This window comes from Nocardia sp. bgisy134 (assembly GCF_057708325.1).
Genome location: NZ_JBYIRW010000013.1, coordinates 206,980 through 228,777, shown reverse-complemented (window position 1 = coordinate 228,777; position 21,798 = coordinate 206,980). Strand labels below are relative to the sequence as shown.

Below are 21,798 nucleotides of genomic sequence, written 5' to 3'. Positions count from 1 at the left end.
GGTACCGTGTTTCACCACCCATGGATTCGACAAGCCGAACAAAAGCCCTGCCTTCCAACGTAATTGGGACGATGCCCACCTGATTGTCATTCACAGATGGTGGTGGAGGTCGACTCGCGACCATGCACAGCTACCGCCGCGATTGGTCGCGGGCTGCCCTCGCCACTTCGATCGAAACGACCGCACGCTGACCACTACGCTACCGCTGTCGACGGCGGCCGGGGACCACGATTTCACCGATGGCCGGGTGATCATCGCGCCGACGCCCGACGCCCGACGCCCGACGTCGGCGATGGGGCTGGCCACCGACTCGGCGACAACGCCATGGTCAACGGTGTCGGCAGCTCGGCTCAGATGGGTGCCGCGCCGCGCCGCAAGCGGTCGTCGAGGATGACTCCACCTGCCCGGATACTCCGCGCGCTCCGAGCCGGACACGCCCACGCGAAGCGGCGGCCACGGCCCGCCCGACCGCCTAGAGTCATCGGCTATGGGAGGTAAGCATCGCGAGGGTGACCGCATCGACTCCGTCGCGTTCGCAAGCGTCCTCGCTGCGGTGCAGCGTGATCGGGAAGTCTCGGCCACGCACAGCGGGTTCGCCGCCCGGGCGCTGGCCGTACAACCGGAGGTTCCGGCGTGGATCGCATGGTTGTTCGAGCATGCCGGTGAACAACTGGCGCGGATGGCGCACCAGATGCACTACCCCCTCGACCACACCGGACACCCCGACCGGCATACCGCCGACGAATGGCTGATCATCCAACGCGCCTACCATGCCGAATTCTCCGCTCGCGCGGTCGAACGCGCCCGCCGATTCCACAGCGACCGCCCCGGTGTCGTCACGGCCCATGCCCCCGAGTTGCCCGACGACAGCGAGTTCTACGCAGCGCTGGCATCCGGCCGGGAATGGACCGGACACTGGTATTCCCGCGACCCGATCGAAGCCTGGGAAATATCGAGCTCACCGGCCTGAAACCGGCTGACACGCGAGCGCGGGTGCGTGGGTCGTCCTCGCGGAAGACGAACCGGTCGAACTTCGGCGGGGTGTCCACCGGCGTCGCGCTGGATCACCCGAGCACATCGTTCCGATCACGCCCGAGCCTTGCGCTGGCATGCGCCGGAGATCATCATTCATCGATAGGAGAACACCGCGCACGTCGAGGGCGATCCCGCGAATCATCTCGGGCGGACGGTGTTATGGGCCGGTTCGAGCGCACTCCAGAGCTTGCCCGAACACTTCGAAAAGCACCTCGCTCAGATCGTCCTCACCTCCTGGCTTCGAACCAGGGCCGTCGATGCCGACGGGAGCAACTAGGGCCTGCCACCCGCCCAGGGTCTCAACTGCTGCGGATTCGGTGTCCGAACCGCGCCCCTGAAACCCGCCCACCCGGAAGCGGTCATCCCATAGCGAAGGAGCAAACAATGTCCACCATCCACTTCAAGGAGACGACGAGTTCGACACCGGAGCAGTTCGTGGCGGCGCTGACCGATTTCGGGCCGGGCCGCTCGCAGGTGTTCGGCAACAGCGCCGACCGATATCTCGAGGTCCACGACCAAGGCCGACGTGAAGCCGACGTCACGGAGGGCTCGCACGGCATCTGGGAACGCCTGCACTACGACTGGTCAGACCCCGACCGCGTCGTCATGACAACCACCGACTCGAACGTGTGGGGCGGCCACTCGGGTCACACATACACCTTCACGCGCCGGCCCGATGGGACGACCGATGTGGATGTCGTCGTGGTGCGCGAGGGCAAGAACCTCAAGGGACGGGTCCTGGGAGTCGTGGTCGGGACCGTCGGCGGACCCGTGTTGAAGCAGGCCTTCGGAAAGACCGTCAAGGCGATCGAAGCCCGCGACAGCGGCAGGGGAACGCCCGAACGCCCGTGACGGGTGGCCCTCCATCCACCTCGAGTAGAGACCGATGCCGCCGATGTCGAAACGCCAAAAGTCGGATCAGATGCTCTCGACTCCGGTGCGATCCTGCGCGGGAGGCAGTCCTCCGTTCGCGTGCCGCCACCGTTATCCGGTCTTGCGGCCGATGCCCAGTCGCTCGGCCGCTTCGACCGGACCGACACCGGCTAGCTCAGCTCCCGGTAACGCCAAATGCCTTTCGGCTCTATGCTTTCCAGCCACTCGCACACCCGTCTCTCGGCAGGAGATTGCGACAACTCTGTAACGTGTTGCGGAATAGCTTCGAATGCATCCCATGTAATCAACCACAACAACATTCGGAGCTCAGTATGCGAATCTCGGCTCGAGCACTGGCGATGTGCCTGGCAACTCCCGCTGTCGCAGTGGCCCTCACGGGGACGGCCACCGGAACGGCCGCCGCCGAGCCCGGCTGCTCAGGATCGATGAACGGCCCATGGGCCTACAACGGGATCTGCCAAGGCGGTGCGGGCAGCTACCGACTCGAGATCGATTGCATCGGATACAATTTCACCGCCTTTCCGCCGATTCTGGGCCAGTACACGGCGCGCGAAGACCTGTCCGACGGGCAGGCGGGCACGGTGGCTTGCTTCGGCCCCAACTGGTCCAGCGCCGGTTGGGGAGTGAGCGGGCGCATCTTCCGGCTCTGACCGGAGGCTCGAATGACCGCCCGCGGGACTGGCTTTGGCGGTGGTCGGCCACGCCGTGCAAGACTGGTTCGCTGTGAAGATCCGTGGTGATGCGCGGCCCGCCACGCTGTTTGCGCCCTTGCCGACCCTGGTGGTCGATACCGCCCTCACCGTGGCGGTGACGGCGGCTACGACGCTGCCTGTGGTGTTCGAGGGGCGGTCGTGGTGGGTGCTGCTGCTGGCGGCATCCGCTTCGGTGCCTGTGCTGTGGCGGCGCCGGGCGCCGCTGGTCGTGTTCAGCGTGGTCGGCCCGGCGCTCATCTGGCTTGCCTGCGTCGGCGCTATGCCCGCGCTGCCGTACGGAACCATCGTGTGCGCGTACACGATTGCCGCCTACAGCCCGCCTGCGCGCCGCGCGGTCGCCGCCGTGAGCGGGATCATCGGCATCCTGATCTCGCTGATCGTGCCCAACGAATCTCCGGATGCGTACGGCTACGCGGCGATGTCGTTTCTGACGGCGTGGACGCTCGGAACCGGGGTGCGGGCCAGACACGCTCACATCGTTCTGCTGCAGGAGCGCGCGCTGCGGCTCGAGGAGGAGCAGTCGGCCGCGGTCGCCAACGAGCGGGTCCGCATCGCGAGGGATATGCACGATATCGTCACCCACGCGGTGGGGCTGATGATCGTGCAGGCCGAGACCGGCCCCCTGCTCACCCACACCGATCCCGATCGCGCCGCCGCCGTCTTCGCCGGTATCGCGGACACCGGGCGTGATGCGGTGCGACAACTGCGCGGCAGTCTCGAGACATTGCGCGGCGACGCCGATCCTCGACACCAGCCAGGTATCGCGGCGATCGCCGACCTGGTCGAACTGACCAAGCGTGCCGGGCTGACCGCCACCTACCGTGCGTACGGCACGCCCCGGACGTTGCCCGGCGAGGTCGAGGTCGCTGCATACCGGGTCGTGCAGGAGGCGCTGACCAACACGGTCAAGCACGCACATGCCAGCGATGTGCAGGTGGTGCTGTGCTGGTCCGATCAGTGGCTGACGGTGCAGGTCCGTGACGACGGTACAGGCGACGCCTCGGGCGCGTATTCGGCCGGGTACGGCCTGCGCGGAATGCGGGAGCGGGTCAGTGCGTGCGGCGGCCTGCTGCACGACGTCCGATCCGATTGCGGGTTCACCGTTTTCGCCGAACTACCCATCGCGAGGGTGAGCTGAACATGCGTGTACTCATCGCCGACGACCAAGAGCTTTTCCGCGTCGGATTCGAGATGATCCTCGACGCGGAACCCGATATCTCCGTCGTCGGCACAGCGGCCGACGGACAGGACGCCGTCGACCAAGTGATCGCGGCAGCGCCGGACGTCGTCGTGATGGATGTGCGAATGCCGCGCCTCGACGGCGTCGCCGCCACTCGGCAGATTTGCGCCCGTACGGCGGCAAAGGTGTTGGTACTCACCATGTTCGACGCAGACGAATATGTGTACGCCGCGCTACGCGCCGGCGCGAGCGGCTTCCTGCTGAAGGACATGCGTCGTGCGGAGTTGGTCTCGGCGGTGCGGGTGATAGCGGCGGGGGAGTCGCTGCTCGCGCCGACGGTGACCCGCCGGCTGATCGAGGACCTGACTCGTCGCGGCGCTCCCCGGCCCGACCTGGCGCACCGACTGGCCGAGTTGACCGAACGCGAACGCGACTGTCTCCGCCAACTCGCCAGAGGCCAGTCGAATGCGGAGATCGCCGCGGCGCTGGTGGTCTCCGAGCACACGGTCAAAACGCATGTCAGCTCTGTGCTTTCGAAGCTGGGCTTGCGAGACCGTCTGCAGGCGGTGGTATTCGCGTACGAAGCAGGATTGGTCGTTCCGGGCACACCCGCCTGAGCGTCCGAGCGGTGGCGCTGCGACGGGCCGACAGCGCGAAACGCTGGATTCGAACCGCTCTCGAGAGGGAGTGCCGGTTCATTCTTGTCGGCGATGCGTCGTGTCCGCCGCATGACGAGCATTCCAGGTGACCTTCCCAGATCCGAGGAGTTCACCGTTGAAGCGTCTGGTAACCGCCTGCGTGGCAATCGTTCTGTCGGCCCTGCTGTGGTTTCTCGGCACCGGCCTGCACCCTTTGCCGTGCGTTGCTTTCCTCGCGCCCCTGCCGGTGCTGCTACTCGCCTCCAGGGCGTCGGGCGGTGTGGCATTCCTTGCCGGGCTGCTGTCCTGGCTCGGCGGTGCCTGCCAATTCTGGCCGTATTTCACAGGAACGCTCGAACAGCCGCCGGTCGCACCGGCGGCGCTGCTCGGCGGCACCTCGGTGGCTTTCGGCCTGCTGGTCCTGCTCACTCGCGCGCTGCTGGTGCGCAACCGCCCTGGGCTGGCTCTGCTCGCGCTACCCGTGGGCTGGGTGACAGTGGAGTACCTCATTTCGGTCTTCGGCTCGATCGGTGCGTGGTGGAGCCTGGCATACACCCAGACCGATGTATTGCCCGTCATTCAGTCCGCCGCACTCACCGGTCCGTGGGGCATCACTTTTCTGATCATGCTGCCTTCCTCCGCGATCGCGGTGTTGACCGCACCGAATGTGACCCGCGCGCAACGGCTTCGCCTCGGCAGCGGCACAGCAGCACTGCTCACGGCGACACTCGCCTTCGGCTACACGCGGATCGCCCTGCCCACGGACTCGGCGGCGGTTCGCGTCGGGCTCGTCGCCTTGGCTCAGCCCGATGACTACGTTCCGGTCGACAGCGCAGCAGGCCAGGATATGGTCGCGCGTGCCGTCACCGAGATAGAACGACTCGTCGATCAGGGCGCCGAGGTGGTTGTACTTCCCGAAAAATCCTGGCGTGCAACTGAATCCACACTCCCCATGCTGTCCGGTCCGCTGACCGAGGTCGCCGCGCGGCGCCATACGACCGTGGTCGCGGGGCTGGTTCTCGCCAGGCCGGAGGCCGCCGTCAATGCCGCCATCGCGTATCCGTCCGGCGTCGTCTACGCCAAGCACTACTTGATTCCCGGTCTGGAAGACGAGCTGCGCCCAGGCACCGCATGGCAGCAAGTCCCCGGTACTTCATGGTCACTCGCGATTTGCTACGACCTGGACCGCCCAAGCCTCGTGCGCGCCAACCGGAACCGCGGCGCCACCCTGATGCTGGTCCCGGCATTGGATTTCACCGTCGACAAGTGGCTCCACAGCCGCATGGCAGTCCTGCGCGGCGTCGAATCCGGCGTCGGCGTCGCCCGCGCAGCACAACTCGGCGAGCTGGTCGCCGGCGATGCCACCGGCCGTGTAGTGGCCTCGGCGGCGACCGACACTGCGCATGACCGAACCGTCATCGCCGACATCCCCCAGCACACTTCCGCCACCCTCTACGCACGCTTCGGTGACTGGTTCGGATGGCTCGCGGCGGTCTTGGCGGCAGCCTGTGCCGCCGCGGGATTCGCGCCGGCCCGCCGCACCGCGCCGGCCGGTGCGGGATCCGGCACCGTCCGTGCACGGGCGCGAAGGTAGGTTCGTTCCCGTGTACGTGAAGATCTGCGGACTGACCTCCGTTGCCGCTGCGGACGCGGCCATCGCGGCAGGCGCCGACGCGATCGGTGTCGTCATGAACCGGACCAGCCCCCGGCGACTGGAGTTCGGTGCGGCTGCCGAGATCATCGCGGCGGCCGGTGACCGGGTCGACACAGTCCTCGTCGTCAACGACATGTCCGCCGCCGATGCCGCGGAAAACGCCGCGAAGCTCGGCGTGGCGGTGCTGCAGTTGCACGGTCCGTACACGCGCGAGGACTTCACGAACGCGTTGACGATCGTGCCGAGAGTATGGCGGGCGACGTCACTGAAGAGCGACCCCGACCTCACCGTTGGCGCATTCGGCGAGGAGGCGCTGCTTCTGGACGCACCGAAGCCGGGGTCCGGTGAACGGTGGGACCTCTCCAAGCTCGGTGCCCGCAAACCCGAGGGCAAGTGGATGCTCGCGGGCGGACTGGGCCCCGACAACGTCATCGAGGCAATTCGCGCTGTACAGCCGTGGGGCGTCGATGTGTCCAGCGGTGTGGAGGCGAGCCCGGGCGTCAAGGACCTGCAGAAGGTTCGTGACTTCATCACCGCGGCGCGCAGCATCGGCGGGGCTTGACCGCGATCGCTTGCCGGCAGGCGTACGTATCGCACTCGAGCAACATCGGACACCGAGGTGTGGGGATCCACACCCCCGGGGTGACTATTTGCTGAGCGTTCGCTACTCGACGATGGGAGTACCCATTCCCCAATCACTCGAGCGAGGAAGAACGGGCTTTATGTCGATCACCCTTGGTCAGGCACTCCTCACCCGCACAGCTACGCAAGCGCATGAGCACGCAACTTCGTCGGCGCCGCCGACGACCGTACCCGTCATCGAAGCCATTGCGACCGGTGCACCCAGCCTGGTCCTCGACCAATCCGTCGCAGCGGACTGGGTTGCTGGGCAATTCACCGATCCGGAGCAGCAAAGCCGGATCAGGCGCATCTTCCGCAAGACCATGATCGACACCCGGCGGTTCGCGGTGGACCCGCTGGATCCTCGAGTTCATGCGCCCGGCGGCAAAACGGCGACGATCCAGGATCGCATGCAGTTGTTCTACCGCCACGCCGTTCCACTGGCGGTCGATGTGGCGCGACGCGCGCTCGACGGTGTCGACCCTGCCGACCTCGGACTTCTCGTGTTCGCCACGAGCACCGGCGTCATCGCGCCCGGCGTCGATGCCGCGGTCGTCGAAGAACTCGGACTGCCTCGGTCGATCGCTCGCCTGGTGGTCAACTTCATGGGCTGCGCGGCAGCGATGAACGGAATTCGCACCGCCTCGGACTTTGTCCAGGCCAATCCGGACAAGAAGGCGATGGTCTTGTGCATCGAGCTCAACTCGGTGCACGCCGTCCCCGTCGAAGACATCGACGACGCGGTGATCCGCAGCCTGTTCGGAGACGGCTGCGGCGCGGTCGTCATCGGGGCAAACCGAGGGGAGGAGCAGGTCGAAGCCGGGACGATCGTCATTCGGGACAAATTCACCCACCTGTTCGAGGGCACCGAAGACGGCATCGCGGTCGGCGTCAACCACGACGGCATCACGTGCGAGTTGTCCGAGAACGTACCCCAGTACATCTACGACGGCGTCGCTCCCGTCGTCGGAGACGTTCTGCGCCGCAATGGATTGCGGCACCAAGACATCGATGTGTGGGCAATCCACCCGGGCGGGCCGAAGATCCTGCTCGAATCCGCGCGATCGCTCGGCCTCCCGCCGGAAGCCTCGTCGACGAGCTGGCGGGTTCTCGGTGAATACGGAAACATGTCGAGCGTCTCACTGATCTTCGTGCTCGAACGGATCGCCGGTGAGGCTGCGGCGGACAAGCCGATCTCGACGGGCGTCGCGTTCTCGTTCGCGCCGGGCGTCACGATCGAGGGATTCGTCTTCGACGTTGTGCGGGCTTCCCACGCCGTCGTGCGGTCGTCCCGGTCGGCAAGCGGCCGGTGGGCGTCGCCTCCCAACCGAGTTCGTGGTGGCGTCGAGCGTCGCTTGATGGATCGGCAATTCGAGTAGTCGGGTACGCAGGAATCGCTCGCGCCGTGGGTGGATCGTGTCACCACGCGCTTCGGCGGGCAGATCCGAGGAACTTCGCTCCTGATCGCACCGGCGGCCCGGCCCAACGGGTGCAGCCGTGGCTCGCGAGGTGTCGCACGACAGGCAGTCGCGACGAGCGGAGGAAATGATGGCAAGCTTTGTATCAGGGCGTTTCGACGAGGACGCGCTGCTGGAAGAGATTCTCAACGATCCGGATACCGGCACCAAGAAGCTTCAGGCGGGTAGCCCGCCGGAGAGCGTCAAGAAGGTGCAGCAAGCGTTGTTCGATCTGACCTGGACGCAGCGGATCGACACACCCGTGTCCGACCGGTCCCAGTTCGTCATCGGTACTTACGGGCCGCTGACGACGAAGACGGTGAAGGCCTACAAGACGCATTACGACATCCGTTTTCCGCCCGGTGACCCGAACGGTTTCATCGATGGACTCACGGGACCCCGCACGCTCGCGAAACTCGATCGCCATTGCGTCCTCTTCGATCTGTGTGACGCGAAGCTGGCCGGAAAGGCAGTCGAAGTGCGTAATGCGACCGGCCGCGAACACGATTCGCCGACGTTACCCATCATCGGGACCAAGGGAGCAATGCGGTTGCGTTCCGGGGGCGGAATACCCGGAATTCTGAGCGGCCTTTGGTTCAAAAAGGGGTTGGGCACTTTCGAGGTGTCGGGACCCATTTTCATTGCCTACCAAGACAAAGGAAGCGAGAGCGGGGATCTGGGCTTCCCGTCCACCGACCAGCAGGCAGGCGATGCGCCGGGGCGCTTCTTTCAAAAGTTCGAAGGCGGCGAGATTCGGTTAGAGGATGGTCAGACATTCGTCCTGCTCGGCGATCCGCCGAACGACATGGATGTGTCGGCAGACTCGTTCTGACCATTCACGACGCGTGGACCGCGCGGTTGCTCAGGATGCGCGATGGCGGCATGTTCATCTCGCCCTCGTCGGGCCGATGGCCGGCGGCTGACCCTTCGTGGGCGCCGCCGGCCTCGAACCGTCGCTGCGTCAGCAGTTGCTGGGCGCGGGCTCACCACGAACCCGGGCGCCGAGCCAGTCCAGCACCTGGGGTGCGCCGATCATCGCGGCGGACAGGTGTTCGGGCGCGGACACTCGCAAAGTCTGCAACGGCACCCCGGCCCCGCACCAGCGGCTGTCGGTGTTGACGATGGCGTCGATCGGAATCAGCGGGTCGGTCGGCGAATGCCATTCGAACATCGGTATCTGCGGCACCCCGGGGTAGAGCTCCAGGCTGTTCTGCTCCACCACCGCCCGGGCTTCCGGGCTGTCGAACACCGAGGTGTTGGCGACGTAGTCGCGGACACCGGTGTTGGCGCCTATGGCGAGGAGTTCGTTGGTGCAGCTGTTGGCCAGGGCGTCGCGGACCGCGAGACCGCGTGGATTGAGGTACGAGGTGAGCGCCACCTGGTCCGGATACTCCCGTTCCAGACCCATCGCCACCGCCATCACCAGTCCGAAGGCCGGATGCGAACCGTCGCGCACCGCCTCCGCCATGGTCACGAGGTTCATCGGAACGCCGCCGATGGCCGCGCCCGCGAGTGCCAGCTCCGGCGCGTACGACGGTTGCAGCGCCGCCGCCCACGAGCTGGCGATGCCTCCGCCGGAGTAACCGGCCATCACCACGGGACTGTCGTGCAGGGCGAGCTCGGGTAGTCGTTTGGCCGCACGGATGCCGTCCAAGGTGATTTGACCACCCAGCCGGGCGGCTCCGAGGGCGAACTGCGGCCCGAGATGATCCGGCAGCGCGATACTCCAGCCCTGCTGCAGAAACACGTTCAGGAACGGCGCCGTGGTCGTCAGATTCAGATCGCCGGTGTACAGCTTGCGCGATACGGCACAGTCGGTGCCGAGCGAATTGATGAAGTGCTGATATGACAGCAGCGGCGCGTCGGGCCGGTGGCCCGCGGGCGTGACGATCGTGGTGGTCGCCGCGATCGGTGCGCCGTGCGAGTCGCTGGACCGGAATTCGACCAGCCGCACGGTGGCGCCGGGAAAGAGCAGCAGCGGCGACATCTCCCGGACTTCGAGCACGTCACCGGGTCTGTGCGCCGCCAGATCTGGCGGCGCGGCGTAGAACGGGTCGGGATCGGGCCGCGGATACAACGGTGCCGCGGTTGCTGTCGCGACGAGCAGCAGCCCGAGTGCTGAACCTCCGAGTGCGCCGAGTACGTCGGTCACACGGTTGCGCTTGGCGCCGAGAAAACGAAGAAACGGACGAGTCACGAGCGTTGACCTCCACGAATAGTGCGCGGATTTCGTCGACCAGCAATCTTCAATCCGAATGCTATATCAGCAAATACTCAGCGACACGTCAAAGGGTAAGCCGAAGTCTCGGCGTGCATGTCCCGAATCGACTCCGAAGGTGCTGATCTAGGTGGAGAAGTCGTAGAAAGCGACCGAGAGTCAGCTTTCTAGCTGCTGTTTCGCCTGAGGGAGGAGATCTCTGGACACAAGCGCGGCCAGCGGCCGCAGATTATGATCCGTCCTGCGCCTGCATCTCGATCGGCGGGTGTCGTCTCGATCAGTATCTGGGCGATCGCATAGCTATCTCACCCGACGGCACAGCGGCCCGTGGCCGAATGGCCACGGGCCGCTGGATCCGTCATCCGGTCGCGGTCACCCCGCCGCCGGCGCCTCCTGATCGGCGGGGCGCACCGGCGTGATCGGCAGTACGAGCGCGGCGGGTGCGCCGGCCGGGACCGTGGGCTTGGCCGGGGCGGTCGGCGAAATGCGCTGGTATCCGGCGCTTTGCGGGGGCCTGGAATCCACCTCGCCCTTGTTGGGCCAGAAGGCGGCCGCGCGCTCGGCCTGCGCCGTGATCGTCAGCGACGGGTTCACGCCGAGATTCGCGGAGACCGCAGCGCCGTCCACCACGCTCAGCGTCGGGTAGCCGAAGACGCGGTGGTAGCCGTCGATGACGCCGTGCGCCGGGTCCGCGCCGATGGTGGCGCCGCCGAGGAAATGCGCGGTGAGCGGGACGTTGAAGATCTCACCCCAACTACCTCCCGCGATGCCGCCGATCTCGTCGGCCACCTTGCGGGTCACCTCGTTGCCGACCGGGATCCATGTCGGATTCGGCTCGCCGTGGCCCTGTTTCGAGGTCAGCTTGCGCCCGAACAGGCCGCGCTTGGTGTAGGTGGTGATCGAGTTGTCCAGGTGCTGCATCACCAGCGAGATGATGGTGCGCTCACTCCAGTTCTTGGTGCTCAGGAACTGCAGCAGCTGCATCGGGTGGCGCAGTATCAGCAGCACGAACCGCAGCCAGCGCGGGATGCGGCCGCCGCCGTCCACCATCAGCGTCTGCAACAGGCCCATCGAGTTGGAACCCTTGCCGTAGCGGACGGGTTCGATGTGGGTGTCCGGCGTCGGGTGGATCGAGGACGTGATCGCCACGCCTTTGGTGAAGTCGACGCCGGGGGTGACCTTCCTGGTCGCCGCACCGACGATCGACTCGGAGTTGGTGCGGGTCAGCACACCCAGACGATCGGAAAGGCCGGGCAGCACGCCCTTGTCGCGCATGTCGAACAGCAGCTTCTGGGTGCCCCGGGTGCCCGCGGCGAGCACCACGTGCGCGGCGGTGTAGGCCTTGGGCTGCTTGCGAACCAGTGCGCCGGTGCGCTTGGTCGCGACGTCCCAGGTGCCGTCGGGTAGCGGCCGCAGCGCGGTGACCGTGGTCATCGGGACGACCTCGGCGCCCGCCTGCTCGGCCAGGTAGAGGTAGTTCTTCACGAGGGTGTTCTTGGCGCCGAACTTGCAGCCCACCATGCAGTCGCCGCATTCCACGCAGCCGGTGCGCTCGGGTCCGACGCCGCCGAAGTACGGGTCGGCCACCGTCTTGCCCGGTTCGCCGAAGAACACGCCGACGGGGGTCTGCACGAAGGTGTCGCCGACACCCATGTCCTCGGCGACCTTCTTGAAGATCTCGTCCGCGGGTGTCATGTGCGGGTTGCGGACCACGCCGAGCATCTTCTGGGCCTGCTCGTAGTAGGGCGTCAACTCCGCGCGCCAGTCCGTCATGTCGCGCCACTGCGGGTCCTGGAAAAACGGCTCCGGCGGGACGTAGAGGGTGTTGGCGTAGTTGAGCGAACCGCCGCCGACGCCCGCGCCGCCGAGAATCAGCACATCGCGCAGCAGGTGGATGCGCTGGATGCCGTAGCAGCCGAGCGCGGGCGCCCAGAGGAATTTGCGCAGGTCCCAGCTGGTCTTGGGCAGCTCGTCGTCGGCGAAGCGCTGACCCGCCTCGAGCACGCCGACCTTGTAGCCCTTCTCCACCAGGCGCAGCGCGGTGACGCTGCCCCCGAAACCGGAACCGACGATAAGTACATCGAAGTCGGTTGCTCGCTGGGACATGCGCGGAACTCCTCGGTTTGTCGGCAGTGACCTGCGTTACGCTAATGTGGACAGTAGGAGCTGTCAACGAAGGATCGGCGGGGTCTCTATGCTGATTCGCGTGTCCCGATACAGCCGAGTCCAGCTGGCCGACCTCAGCGGCGTACCGGCGCGCACCATCCGCTACTACCATTCGCTCGGTGTGCTGCCGAAACCCGGTCGCGCGGGCAAGGAGGCGGTGTACACCGACGAGCATCTGGATCGGTTGCGCGACATCTCCGGTATGCAGGCGCGCGGGTTGCGCCTGGAAGCGATCCGCGAGGTGTTCGACGCCGAAGCTCAGCGCGGCGCCAACGCCGACTGGCGTTCGGTGCTCGATCCGAGGTACGCGGGCGCGGCGGACCAGTCGGTCGTCATCGACGACGACGAACTGTCGTCGCTGCTCGGCGATCGCCGAGCCGACGTCCTCGACGAGCTCATCGCCGCGCAGTACGTCGAACGATGTGAGGACGGCTGGCGGATCCCCGACCAGCCGATGCTCAAGGGCGCGCTGATCCTCTACGACGTCGGCACCGACATCACACTCGCCGGCGCGCTGCGCAAACTCATCCGCGCCAGGATCGCGGAGCTGGCCGACGAGATGGTGCGCACCTTCCGCGACGCCGCCGCGACGAGCTACGGCGGCGAGGGCATCGGCACCGACCTGAGCCGGTTCCGTGAGCGCTTCCGGGCCGCCGCCTGGGAGGTCGGCGGCGCGACCCTGGCCGACGAGATCGAGCGCGCGGTCCGCGAACTGGACGGCTGACGAAACCGCGAGCAGTGTTCACTCTAAAGTGGCTGCCATGACCACGCCGCGCGCCAGGGCAAGGGCCCAGACGATGGAGGACATCAAGCGGATCGGCCGCGAACACCTCGCCACGCACGGCGCCGCGGCGCTGTCCCTGCGGGCGGTGGCTCGTGATCTCGGCGTCGTGTCCTCGGCGGTGTACCGGTACGTGCGCAGCCGCGACGAGCTGCTGACCCTGCTCGTGGTGGACGGCTACAACGCGCTCGGCGACGCGGTGGACACCGCCCTGATCGACGCGCCCGACGATCCGGCCGAGCGGCTGCGCGTGGCGGGCCGCGCCGTACGCGCCTGGGCACTGGCCGAACCCGCTTGGTACGGACTGCTTTTCGGCTCGCCGGTGCCGGGCTACGAAGCGCCCGCCGAGCAGACCGTCGACCCGGGCGTGCGGGTGATCGCCACCCTGCTGCACGTCTTCGCCGACGCCTACCGGGCTGGCCGCTTGGTGGAGCCCGCCCGGCCGGTGCGGGTGTCCACCGCGCTGGCGGGCAGTTTCGCGGCCGTCCGCGACGAATTCGGCTTGGACGTGCCGGACTGGTTGGTGGCGCGCGGCGTCTCGGTCTGGAGTGCGCTGTTCGGCGCGGTGAGCTTCGACGTGTTCGACATGTACGGGCGCGACACCTTCGCCGACCGCGCCGAACTGTTCGAACTGATGCTGGACAACCTGCTGGATCTGCTGGGTTTCCGCGACTGACCTCCGGACGAACCTCACCCGCCCCATTGTGTGGGACCGCCAGTCCCATATATTCTGGATCACACCACGCGAGGAGCGTGCGCAGTGCCGGCGCCGAGCGTCGGCAGGAGCGAGGAGGCATCGATGACGCTGTCCGAATCGGTTCGTACCGGACTGTTCGATCGGGAGTACTGGGAGACGCTGGACACCCTGTCGGAGGGTTCGGTGCACCGGAAATTCGACCCGTACCTGGACATCGACTGGGACGGACCGGAGTTCGCGATCGACAAGGACGATCCCCGGTGGATCCTGTCCCCGGAGTTCGATCCGCTCGGCGCGACCGACTGGTACCGGAACCTGCCGCGGGAGCGGCAGATCGAGATCGGCCGCTGGCGGACCGCGAACGTGATCAAGGTGGGCGCGGCCTTCGAGAGCGTGCTGATCCGCGGGATGATGCAGTACATCATGAAGCTGCCCAACGGCTCTCCTGAATTCCGTTACTGCCTGCACGAGATGACCGAAGAGTGCAACCACATCCAGATGTTCCAGGAGCTGGTCAACCGGATCGGTGACGACGTGCCCGGCATGCGGCCGATCTTCCGCGCGCTGTCCCCGTTGATCGGCGTGGCGGGCGGCTACGCGCACGTCATCCTGTTCATCGGCATTCTCGGCGGTGAGGAACCGATCGACCACTACCAGAAGGCGATCATCCGCGACGGCGGCAACATCCCGCCCGCCGTGCTGCGCACCATGGAGATTCACATCGCCGAGGAGGCGCGGCACATCTCCTTCGCCAACGAGTTCCTGAAGGCACACATCGAACGGATGAGCCCGGCGGGTAAGGCCGTGTGCGCCTTAGCGTTTCCGCTGGCCATGCGCTGGCTGGCCGGGGAGATCATGGTGCCGTCGCGCTCGTTCGCCAGGCAGTTCGACGTCCCGCGCGAGGTGTTCCGCGAGGCGTTCTGGCAGGGGCCGCAGTCGCGCCGGATCCTGTCCGGCTACTTCGGCGACATCCGCAAGCTGGCGGGCGAACTGGGGCTGATGAACCCGGTCACCAAGCGGGTGTGGTCGATGCTGCACATCGACGGCGACGCCGCGCGCTACCGCAGCGAACCCGAACGCCGCATCGCCTGAGCACTTTTCACGCGCCCCTTCCGCGAAGGGCAGCGGCTCAGGGCGCGGTGTCGACGCTCGACAGCCGCGCGAGCGCGGCGAGCAGCGGTTCGTCGGGATCCAGGGTGATCCGGTGTGCCCGCGCCACTCCGTCGAGCACGCTCCAGGCGTAACCGGCGAGTTCGGCGACGAGCTCGTCGCGGCCCATGGCACGGTCCGGATCGCGCGCCCAGCGCGACACGGTGGCTTCCGTCATGGACACGATGGCGAAAGTCATCGTGTCCGCGGCCGCCTCGTCCACCACGCCGACAACTCCGGCCAGACCGGACACGAGCTGGCGGGTGCGGCCCGCGATCCGGTCTTCGAGGCTGCTCACGGCGTCTACATCGTCGGGGTCGCCGAGGGCGGGGCCATGGCGCAGGAAGTCGTAGAGACGCGCGTGCCGGTCGATCCAGTCCACGACCGCCGCGATGGTGCGGCGCAGGATCGCACGGATGGAGCCGTCGGAGATGTCGAGCGCGGTGTCGATGTCGTCGGTGAACCGATCGCCGATCGCGGTCCTGGTACGCCGGTCGAGTTCGTCGCGCCCCGAGAACTGGCGGTAGACAACCGATTTCGACAATCCGGAGCGCTCGGTGATCTGCTGCATGGGCACCTCGACGCCCATCGGCGTCTCCTCGATCAGCTCGATCAAGGCCGTCACGATGCGCTCGCGCCGCCGATCGTTGTGCGGCTGCCAGCGCGCCTGCCTGCCACCGGTCGGCTGCGGGGCGGGTGACGAGGACGTCGGCACGGCTCGAGTCTAGAGCACGGGCGAGACCCGGGGCGGCGTTGTCGATTCCGAGGCCGCGGGGGACGAGTGGTGCATGACCGCCGGACCCGCAGGGTGGTGTCGCTAGGGCACCGAGCCCGGCGGTCATGACGTCCCGACACTAACCGAGCGACGTCGACTCGAGGGGCGGATCACGGTCGGCGCGGTGTGTCGCGGCGGAGAAGCGTGCGGCGGCCGCTCGACGAAAATGGGTTCGGTCCACACTTTCGCTGGTCGTGCGACGCACAACGACACGGCAACAAGTGGACGAAACTCCACTCTTGCGGAATCGCCCGGCGTATGCTCGCCGTCGTTCGACCGTGGGGATCCGCAGCGGCGACACGTGCTACGGACCGGAATCTGATGCGCGAGGAGGATGTGGTGACTGCCGTAGCTCCCAGGCCGGAGCCGGAACTCGAGGCCGTCCGGCCGTACCCGAGTCGGGTGGGACCGAAGGGCTCGTTCATCTTGAAGTTGGTCACCACGACCGACCCGAAGGTGCTCGGCCAGATGTACTTGGTCACGTCGATGTCGTTCTTCATGATCGGCGGACTGATGGCGCTGCTCATGCGCGGCGAACTGGCCCGGCCGGGCATGCAGTTCCTGTCCACCGAGCAGTTCAATCAGCTGTTCACCATGCACGGCACGATCATGCTGCTGTTCTACGCGACGGCCGTGGTTTTCGCGTTCGCCAATATCGTGCTGCCACTACAGATCGGCGCGCCGGACGTCGCCTTCCCGCGTCTGAACGCCCTCAGTTACTGGCTGTACCTGTTCGGCGCGACCATGGCGACCGCGGGTTTCGTGACGCCGGGCGGCGCGGCCGATTTCGGCTGGACCGCGTACCAGCCGCTCAGCGACATCATGCACTCGCCGGGCGTCGGCGGCGATTTGTGGATCCTCGGCCTGGCCGTCTCCGGTCTGGGCACTATCCTCGGCGGGGTCAACATGATCACCACCGTGGTCGTTCTCCGCGCACCGGGCATGACCATGTTCCGGCTGCCGATCTTCACCTGGAACATCGTCGTCACCAGCGTGCTGATCCTGCTCGCGTTCCCGGTCCTGACCGCCGCGCTGTTCGCTATCGCCTACGATCGCCACCTCGGCGGCCACATCTACGACCCGGCCACCGGCGGCGTCATCCTGTATCAGCACCTGTTCTGGTACTTCGGGCACCCCGAGGTCTACATCATCGCGCTGCCGTTCTTCGGCATCGTCTCGGAGATCTTCCCGGTCTTCTCGCGTAAACCGATCTTCGGCTACACCACGCTGGTCTACGCGACGCTGGCCATCGCCGCGCTCTCGGTCGCGGTGTGGGCGCACCACATGTTCGCCACCGGCGCGGTGCTGCTGCCGTTCTTCTCGTTCATGACCTTCCTCATCGCGGTGCCGACCGGCGTGAAGTTCTTCAACTGGATCGGCACGATGTGGCGCGGTCAACTGACCTTCGAAACGCCCATGCTGTTCTCGGTGGGCTTCATCGTCACGTTCCTGTTCGGCGGTCTGTCCGGCGTGATCCTGGCCAGCCCGCCGCTGGACTTCCACGTATCCGACTCGTACTTCGTGGTCGCGCACTTCCACTACGTGCTCTTCGGCACCATCGCGTTCGCCACGTACGCGGGCATCTACTTCTGGTTCCCGAAGATGACCGGCCGCATGCTCGACGAGCGGCTCGGCAAGTGGCACTTCTGGACCACGTTCATCGGCTTCCACACCACCTTCCTGGTGCAGCACTGGCTCGGTGCGGAGGGCTTCCCGCGTCGCTACGCCGACTACCTGCCCTCCGACGGTTTCACCGGGCTGAACACCATCTCCACCATCGGCTCGTTCATCCTGGGAGCCTCGCTGCTGCCCTTCATCTGGAACGTCTTCAGGAGCGCGCGGTACGGCGAGCCCGTCACGGTGGACGACCCGTGGGGCTACGGCAATTCGCTGGAGTGGGCCACCACCTGCCCGCCGCCGCGACACAACTTCTACGAACTGCCCCGGATCCGGTCGGAGCGACCGGCATTCGAACTGCACTACCCGCACATGGTCGACCGCATGCGCGCCGAAGCGCACGTGGGCTGGGGCGCGCCGCGGCACGGCCAAGCCGTCAGCGAACCGGCCGCGACGGCGGCCGACCGGGAGCCTTAGGCGCGTCGCTCGCGAAGGCCGCGGACACCGTTCTGTGACAACAGCTTCGGTGTCCGTGGCCTTCGGCTGTGTTGCGGTCAGGCGCGGGTGAACAGCGGTGCGACGAAGTGTTCCAGCATCGCGCGTTCGTCGGCGTCGTCGATACCGGGGACGGTGAGCAGCGAGACGATCAGCCGCGTCAGCCAGCGCGCCAGCTGCGCCCGATCTCGTTCCCCGGCAATCGAATCCGGCAGGAATGCGGCTGCGAGCGCCACGACGACCTGCGACGACTGCCCGATCTCCACGGCGAGTCCCGCGTCGGCGGGCCGGAACCAGGCGATCAGCAGCGGGTCGGCGCGCACCGCGCGCACCGCGGTCAGCACCGCCGTCACGATCCGCTCGCCCGGATCGGCGATCCCGTCGACCTCGGCGACCACCGCGGCGCCGATGCGGCGCGCCTCCCGGTGGACGAACGCCAGCCGCACCGCGTGCCGGTTCTCGAAGTAGCGGTAGACCGTCGCGCGGGAACACCCGGCCGCCTTGGCGATATCGCCCATCTGGGTCTCGGCGACGCCCCGGTCGGCGAACAGGCGCGCCGCGGCATCGAGGATTCGCTGCGCGGCCAGTTCGGTGCGCCCCTCGGCCAGCCAGTCGGCACTCATGCGCTCGCCACGAACGGAACGTGCACCGGCCACCGTACGTAGTTGCCCTCCGCGTATCGGACACCGTCGAGGTCGATGGTGAAGTCCGGGCAGCGGGCGAGCAGCTCCTGCAGCGCGATGGTGGCCTGCATGCGGGCGGCCGCCGCGCCGAGGCAGTGGTGGTTGCCGTGGCCGAAGGTGAGGATGGTCTTCGGTCTGCGGGTGACATCCAATTCCGCGGCGTCCGAGCCGAATTCGCGTTCGTCGCGGTTGGCGGAGGCATAGAGCAGCAGCGCCCGCCTGCCTGCGGGGATGGTGACGCCCTCGATCTCCACGTCCCTGGTCACGGTGCGCGCCATGTTCTGCACCGGAGAGGTGAGCCGCAGGAATTCGTCGACCGAACCGGGAATCAGGGTCGGGTCCTCGATGAGGCGCCTGCGCTGGTCGCGATGCGTGGTGAGCAATTGCACCGCGCCGCCGAGATTGCCGGTGGTGGTGTCGTTGCCGCCGGTGATCATGGTGAACGCGAAGCCGATGATCTGCAGGATGCCGGGAATGTCGTCGGGTTCGCCGAGACCGGAGGCCACCAGGTGGGTGACGGTGTCGTCGGCCGGTTCCAGGCGGCGGCGTTCGATCATCGCGGTGAAGTACTGGGTGAGCTCGCCGACGGCGGCCTGCGCCGAGTAGACGTTGCCGGTCGCCGAGGCGGCCACGATGCTGTCGGTCCATTCGTCGAACTTCGCCCGCTCGGCCTCGGGCACACCGAGATAGTGCGCCACCACCATGGTCGGCAGCGGCTTGAACAGTTCGACGGAGATGTCGCCGCCGCCCGCCTCGCGCAGCCGCTCGATGCGCTCGACCACGAATCGCCGTACCGCGGGCCGGATCTCCTCGACCTGACGTGGGGTGAATCCCTTGGCCACCCGGCGACGGAAGATCGTGTGGTCGGGGGCGTCGGTGAACACGAACGGCTTGTTCTCGCCCAGTCCGATCTTCTCCAGATCGTGGTAGTCGACCGTGATGCCCGAGGCGGAGGAGAAGGTCTGCGCGTCACGCACCGCGTCGTAGACGTCACCGAAGCGAGACAGCACGTAGTAGTCCTCGTCGGGATGGTCGGCCGGGATCACGCGGTGGACCGGATCGTGGTCGCGCAGCGCGGCGTACATCGGCCAGGGATCGCGCCAGGTGTCGCCGGACCGGAGGACGAACCCGCCTGTATGTGACAAAGCTGTCTGCATATCTCGATCGTAAGACGAATGTTTGCCTTTGTCTAGAACATGTTTCAGTAAATGGTTGCCGGATCGAGGCCCGGACGGGCATCGGCAAACCCCATTTGTGTACACGAAACAGCGACACCAGCTGTTATCGTCGTCTGCGCAAACTCTTCGCAATCGAGTGGCTGAGCTCGTCCGCCGGCCCGACCGCATCCACGGAGGTTCCGATGAGCACAGCCGATCTGATCTTCACCGGCGGCGCGATCCTCGCGATGGATCCCGAGCACGAGGGCGCCCGCGCGCTCGCCGTGTCCCGCGGACGGATCGCCGCGGTCGGCGGAGCGGAGGTCCTGGCGATGCTCGGGCCGGGCACCGAGGTGGTCGATCTGGGGGATCGTTGCCTGATGCCGGGATTCGTGGAGGCGCACACTCATCCGACCCAGGACCAGATGCTCTACTCCGACACCGTGATCGACATTCGCCCGGTCACCACCTGTCCCAGCGCGGAGGACGCGCACGCCCAGATCCTGCGCACCGTCGCCACGGCTCCCGCCGGGCGTCCGTTGATCTTCTACGGCCTGGATGTCTTGCTGCAGACGGGTTTTCCCGAGCCGACCAGGGCCTGGCTGGACGAGCTCGGGCCGGACCGGCCGATCGTGATCTGGCAGAACTCCGGACACCTGGCGTGGGCGAACGGCGCCGCCATGCGATTCGCCGGTCTCTCCGACGACCTGCCCGATCCGGCGGGCGGTCACTACGCGCGGGACGACTACGGTCACATGACCGGGAAGGTCTACGAAGCGCCCGCGGTGCTGTCGGTCATCGGGCCCATCCTCGCCGACCAGCTAGTGGGCCCGGACCTGCTCGCCCGCGAACACGCCGACCTCGCCGCGCGCGGCGTCACGCTGTGCAGCGACATGGCTTTCGCCCAGCAGATGCGGCCGTTGACCAGCGCGCTCTACCAACAGCAGCGGGCCAAGGTGCGCATGCGCGCCTACGAGATGGCCGATCCGGCGGGGGAGACGTACTGTCCGCTGGACAACGGCGATGACATGTTCCGGCAGATCGGGATCAAGATCTGGGTCGACGGGTCGCCGTGGGTCGGCAACATCGACACCTCGTTCCCGTACTTGAACACACCGGCCACCGCCGCGCTCGGACTCGGCCACGATCACCGCGGCCACGCCAACTACTCCGAAGAGCAGCTGGACAGCATCGTCGGCGCGTACTACCCGATGGGCTGGCAGATCGCCTGCCACGTGCACGGCGATCTCGGCGTGGACCTGATCCTCGACGTGTACGAAAGCGCGCTGGCCAGATATCCGCGCCCGGATCATCGGCTGCGCCTCGAGCATTGCGGGGCGATGACCCCGGAGCAGTTCCAGCGCGCCGCGCGACTCGGCATCACGTGCAGTTTGTTCGTCGACCACGTCTACTACTGGGGCGACGTGCTCGTCGACGACCTGTTCGGCCCCGACCGCGGTGCGAACTGGGTGCGCACCCGATCGGCACTCGATGCGGGTATGCGCGTGTCGTTCCACAACGACTGCCCGGTCACCGAGGAGGAGCCGTTGCGCAACATGGCCGCCGCGGTCACGAGGACTTCGCGCAGCGGACGCGTTCTTGCGCCGGAGGAAAGAATCACCGTCGATCAGGCGCTGCGCGCCCAGACCATCGACGCGGCCTACCAGTTGTTCGCCGACGACATCACCGGCTCCCTCACCCCCGGCAAGTACGCGGACCTGGTCGTCCTCGACCACGATCCGCGGCGGGTGCGGCCGGAGCAGCTGGCCGATATCGGGGTGCACGCCACGTACCTGGGCGGAGAGCCGACCTTCCAAGCCTGATCCGCGTCCTCTGTCACATGTCACAAATGCCCGTGCGGAGCGGAC

At 66.9% G+C, this 21,798-nt stretch carries 19 protein-coding genes; 14 read left to right on the top strand and 5 right to left on the bottom strand.

Going from position 1 to position 21,798, the window contains the following annotated elements; all coding sequences use genetic code 11:
- The first annotated feature begins 487 nt into the window (after positions 1-487).
- From AC3ERS_RS23450 to AC3ERS_RS23410, 9 genes are all read left to right on the top strand, one after another.
- A complete protein-coding gene (locus AC3ERS_RS23450; RefSeq protein ID WP_431970201.1) occupies positions 488-970 on the top strand; it encodes a hypothetical protein in 483 nt (160 codons plus the stop codon).
- A gap of 449 nt (positions 971-1,419) precedes the next feature.
- Entirely contained in the window at positions 1,420-1,887 is a 468-nt protein-coding gene (locus AC3ERS_RS23445; protein WP_431970200.1) for a hypothetical protein, read from the top strand.
- 467 nt (positions 1,888-2,354) lie between these two features.
- Positions 2,355-2,579 (top strand): hypothetical protein, encoded by a 225-nt coding sequence (locus AC3ERS_RS23440; protein ID WP_431970199.1) that lies wholly within the window; start codon positions 2,355-2,357, stop codon positions 2,577-2,579.
- A gap of 73 nt (positions 2,580-2,652) precedes the next feature.
- Positions 2,653-3,780: a sensor histidine kinase gene (locus AC3ERS_RS23435; protein WP_431970198.1), complete on the top strand. Its 1,128-nt coding sequence runs from the start codon at positions 2,653-2,655 to the stop codon at positions 3,778-3,780.
- The gene (locus tag AC3ERS_RS23430; protein WP_431970232.1) at positions 3,777-4,439 is read left to right on the top strand and encodes a response regulator; all 663 of its coding nucleotides are present in this window, start codon (positions 3,777-3,779) and stop codon (positions 4,437-4,439) included. Before AC3ERS_RS23435 ends, AC3ERS_RS23430 begins: the two co-directional genes overlap by 4 nt.
- A gap of 157 nt (positions 4,440-4,596) precedes the next feature.
- Positions 4,597-6,054 carry a nitrilase-related carbon-nitrogen hydrolase gene (locus AC3ERS_RS23425; protein ID WP_431970197.1) on the top strand — a complete coding sequence of 486 codons (1,458 nt, stop codon included), beginning with the start codon at positions 4,597-4,599 and terminating at the stop codon, positions 6,052-6,054.
- Between the two features lie 10 nt (positions 6,055-6,064).
- A complete protein-coding gene (locus AC3ERS_RS23420; RefSeq protein WP_431970196.1) occupies positions 6,065-6,676 on the top strand; it encodes a phosphoribosylanthranilate isomerase in 612 nt (203 codons plus the stop codon).
- Between the two features lie 160 nt (positions 6,677-6,836).
- Complete coding sequence (locus tag AC3ERS_RS23415; protein WP_431970231.1) at positions 6,837-8,114, top strand: type III polyketide synthase; 1,278 nt, start codon at positions 6,837-6,839, stop codon at positions 8,112-8,114.
- A gap of 118 nt (positions 8,115-8,232) precedes the next feature.
- A complete protein-coding gene (locus AC3ERS_RS23410) occupies positions 8,233-9,024 on the top strand; it encodes a hypothetical protein (protein ID WP_488186855.1) in 792 nt (263 codons plus the stop codon).
- 129 nt (positions 9,025-9,153) lie between these two features.
- On the opposite strand, the gene AC3ERS_RS23405 is transcribed toward AC3ERS_RS23410, so the two are convergent.
- Positions 9,154-10,344 (bottom strand): lipase family protein, encoded by a 1,191-nt coding sequence (locus AC3ERS_RS23405; protein WP_431970230.1) that lies wholly within the window; start codon positions 10,342-10,344, stop codon positions 9,154-9,156.
- A 438-nt stretch (positions 10,345-10,782) separates the two neighbouring features.
- A complete protein-coding gene (locus tag AC3ERS_RS23400) occupies positions 10,783-12,516 on the bottom strand; it encodes a GMC oxidoreductase (protein WP_431970194.1) in 1,734 nt (577 codons plus the stop codon).
- Positions 12,517-12,616: 100 nt separating this feature from the next.
- Between AC3ERS_RS23400 and AC3ERS_RS23395 the strand changes: the two genes are divergently transcribed.
- From AC3ERS_RS23395 to AC3ERS_RS23385, 3 genes are all read left to right on the top strand, one after another.
- Positions 12,617-13,300 carry a MerR family transcriptional regulator gene (locus AC3ERS_RS23395; protein ID WP_431970193.1) on the top strand — a complete coding sequence of 228 codons (684 nt, stop codon included), beginning with the start codon at positions 12,617-12,619 and terminating at the stop codon, positions 13,298-13,300.
- 37 nt (positions 13,301-13,337) lie between these two features.
- Positions 13,338-14,033, top strand: a complete 696-nt coding sequence (locus AC3ERS_RS23390) for a TetR/AcrR family transcriptional regulator (RefSeq protein WP_431970192.1) — start codon at positions 13,338-13,340, stop codon at positions 14,031-14,033.
- Positions 14,034-14,156: 123 nt separating this feature from the next.
- A complete protein-coding gene (locus tag AC3ERS_RS23385; protein ID WP_431970191.1) occupies positions 14,157-15,146 on the top strand; it encodes an AurF N-oxygenase family protein in 990 nt (329 codons plus the stop codon).
- A gap of 37 nt (positions 15,147-15,183) precedes the next feature.
- Here AC3ERS_RS23385 and AC3ERS_RS23380 read toward each other — a convergent pair whose 3' ends face one another.
- A complete protein-coding gene (locus AC3ERS_RS23380; protein ID WP_431970190.1) occupies positions 15,184-15,918 on the bottom strand; it encodes a TetR/AcrR family transcriptional regulator in 735 nt (244 codons plus the stop codon).
- Between the two features lie 399 nt (positions 15,919-16,317).
- On the opposite strand from AC3ERS_RS23380, the gene ctaD reads away from it, so the two are divergent.
- Complete coding sequence (gene ctaD / locus AC3ERS_RS23375; protein WP_431970189.1) at positions 16,318-18,072, top strand: aa3-type cytochrome oxidase subunit I; 1,755 nt, start codon at positions 16,318-16,320, stop codon at positions 18,070-18,072.
- Positions 18,073-18,149: 77 nt separating this feature from the next.
- On the opposite strand, the gene AC3ERS_RS23370 is transcribed toward ctaD, so the two are convergent.
- Positions 18,150-18,713: a TetR/AcrR family transcriptional regulator gene (locus AC3ERS_RS23370; RefSeq protein WP_431970188.1), complete on the bottom strand. Its 564-nt coding sequence runs from the start codon at positions 18,711-18,713 to the stop codon at positions 18,150-18,152.
- Positions 18,710-19,930: a cytochrome P450 gene (locus tag AC3ERS_RS23365; protein ID WP_431970187.1), complete on the bottom strand. Its 1,221-nt coding sequence runs from the start codon at positions 19,928-19,930 to the stop codon at positions 18,710-18,712. The genes AC3ERS_RS23370 and AC3ERS_RS23365 overlap by 4 nt, the downstream gene beginning before the upstream one ends.
- 203 nt (positions 19,931-20,133) lie before the next feature.
- On the opposite strand from AC3ERS_RS23365, the gene AC3ERS_RS23360 reads away from it, so the two are divergent.
- Entirely contained in the window at positions 20,134-21,753 is a 1,620-nt protein-coding gene (locus AC3ERS_RS23360) for an amidohydrolase (RefSeq protein ID WP_431970186.1), read from the top strand.
- The last annotated feature ends 45 nt before the right edge of the window (positions 21,754-21,798 follow it).

What these genes read in the sequence shown, in the direction of transcription:
- AC3ERS_RS23450 (WP_431970201.1), top strand. Translation starts at nt 488, where the DNA reads ATGGGAGGTAAGCATCGCGAGGGTGACCGCATCGACTCCGTCGCGTTC.
- AC3ERS_RS23445 (WP_431970200.1), top strand. Translation starts at nt 1,420, where the DNA reads ATGTCCACCATCCACTTCAAGGAGACGACGAGTTCGACACCGGAGCAG.
- AC3ERS_RS23440 (WP_431970199.1), top strand. Translation starts at nt 2,355, where the DNA reads ATGAACGGCCCATGGGCCTACAACGGGATCTGCCAAGGCGGTGCGGGC.
- AC3ERS_RS23415 (WP_431970231.1), top strand. Translation starts at nt 6,837, where the DNA reads ATGTCGATCACCCTTGGTCAGGCACTCCTCACCCGCACAGCTACGCAA.
- AC3ERS_RS23400 (WP_431970194.1), bottom strand. Translation starts at nt 12,516, where the DNA reads ATGTCCCAGCGAGCAACCGACTTCGATGTACTTATCGTCGGTTCCGGT.
- AC3ERS_RS23390 (WP_431970192.1), top strand. Translation starts at nt 13,338, where the DNA reads ATGACCACGCCGCGCGCCAGGGCAAGGGCCCAGACGATGGAGGACATC.
- AC3ERS_RS23385 (WP_431970191.1), top strand. Translation starts at nt 14,157, where the DNA reads ATGACGCTGTCCGAATCGGTTCGTACCGGACTGTTCGATCGGGAGTAC.
- AC3ERS_RS23370 (WP_431970188.1), bottom strand. Translation starts at nt 18,713, where the DNA reads ATGAGTGCCGACTGGCTGGCCGAGGGGCGCACCGAACTGGCCGCGCAG.
- AC3ERS_RS23365 (WP_431970187.1), bottom strand. Translation starts at nt 19,930, where the DNA reads ATGCAGACAGCTTTGTCACATACAGGCGGGTTCGTCCTCCGGTCCGGC.
- AC3ERS_RS23360 (WP_431970186.1), top strand. Translation starts at nt 20,134, where the DNA reads ATGAGCACAGCCGATCTGATCTTCACCGGCGGCGCGATCCTCGCGATG.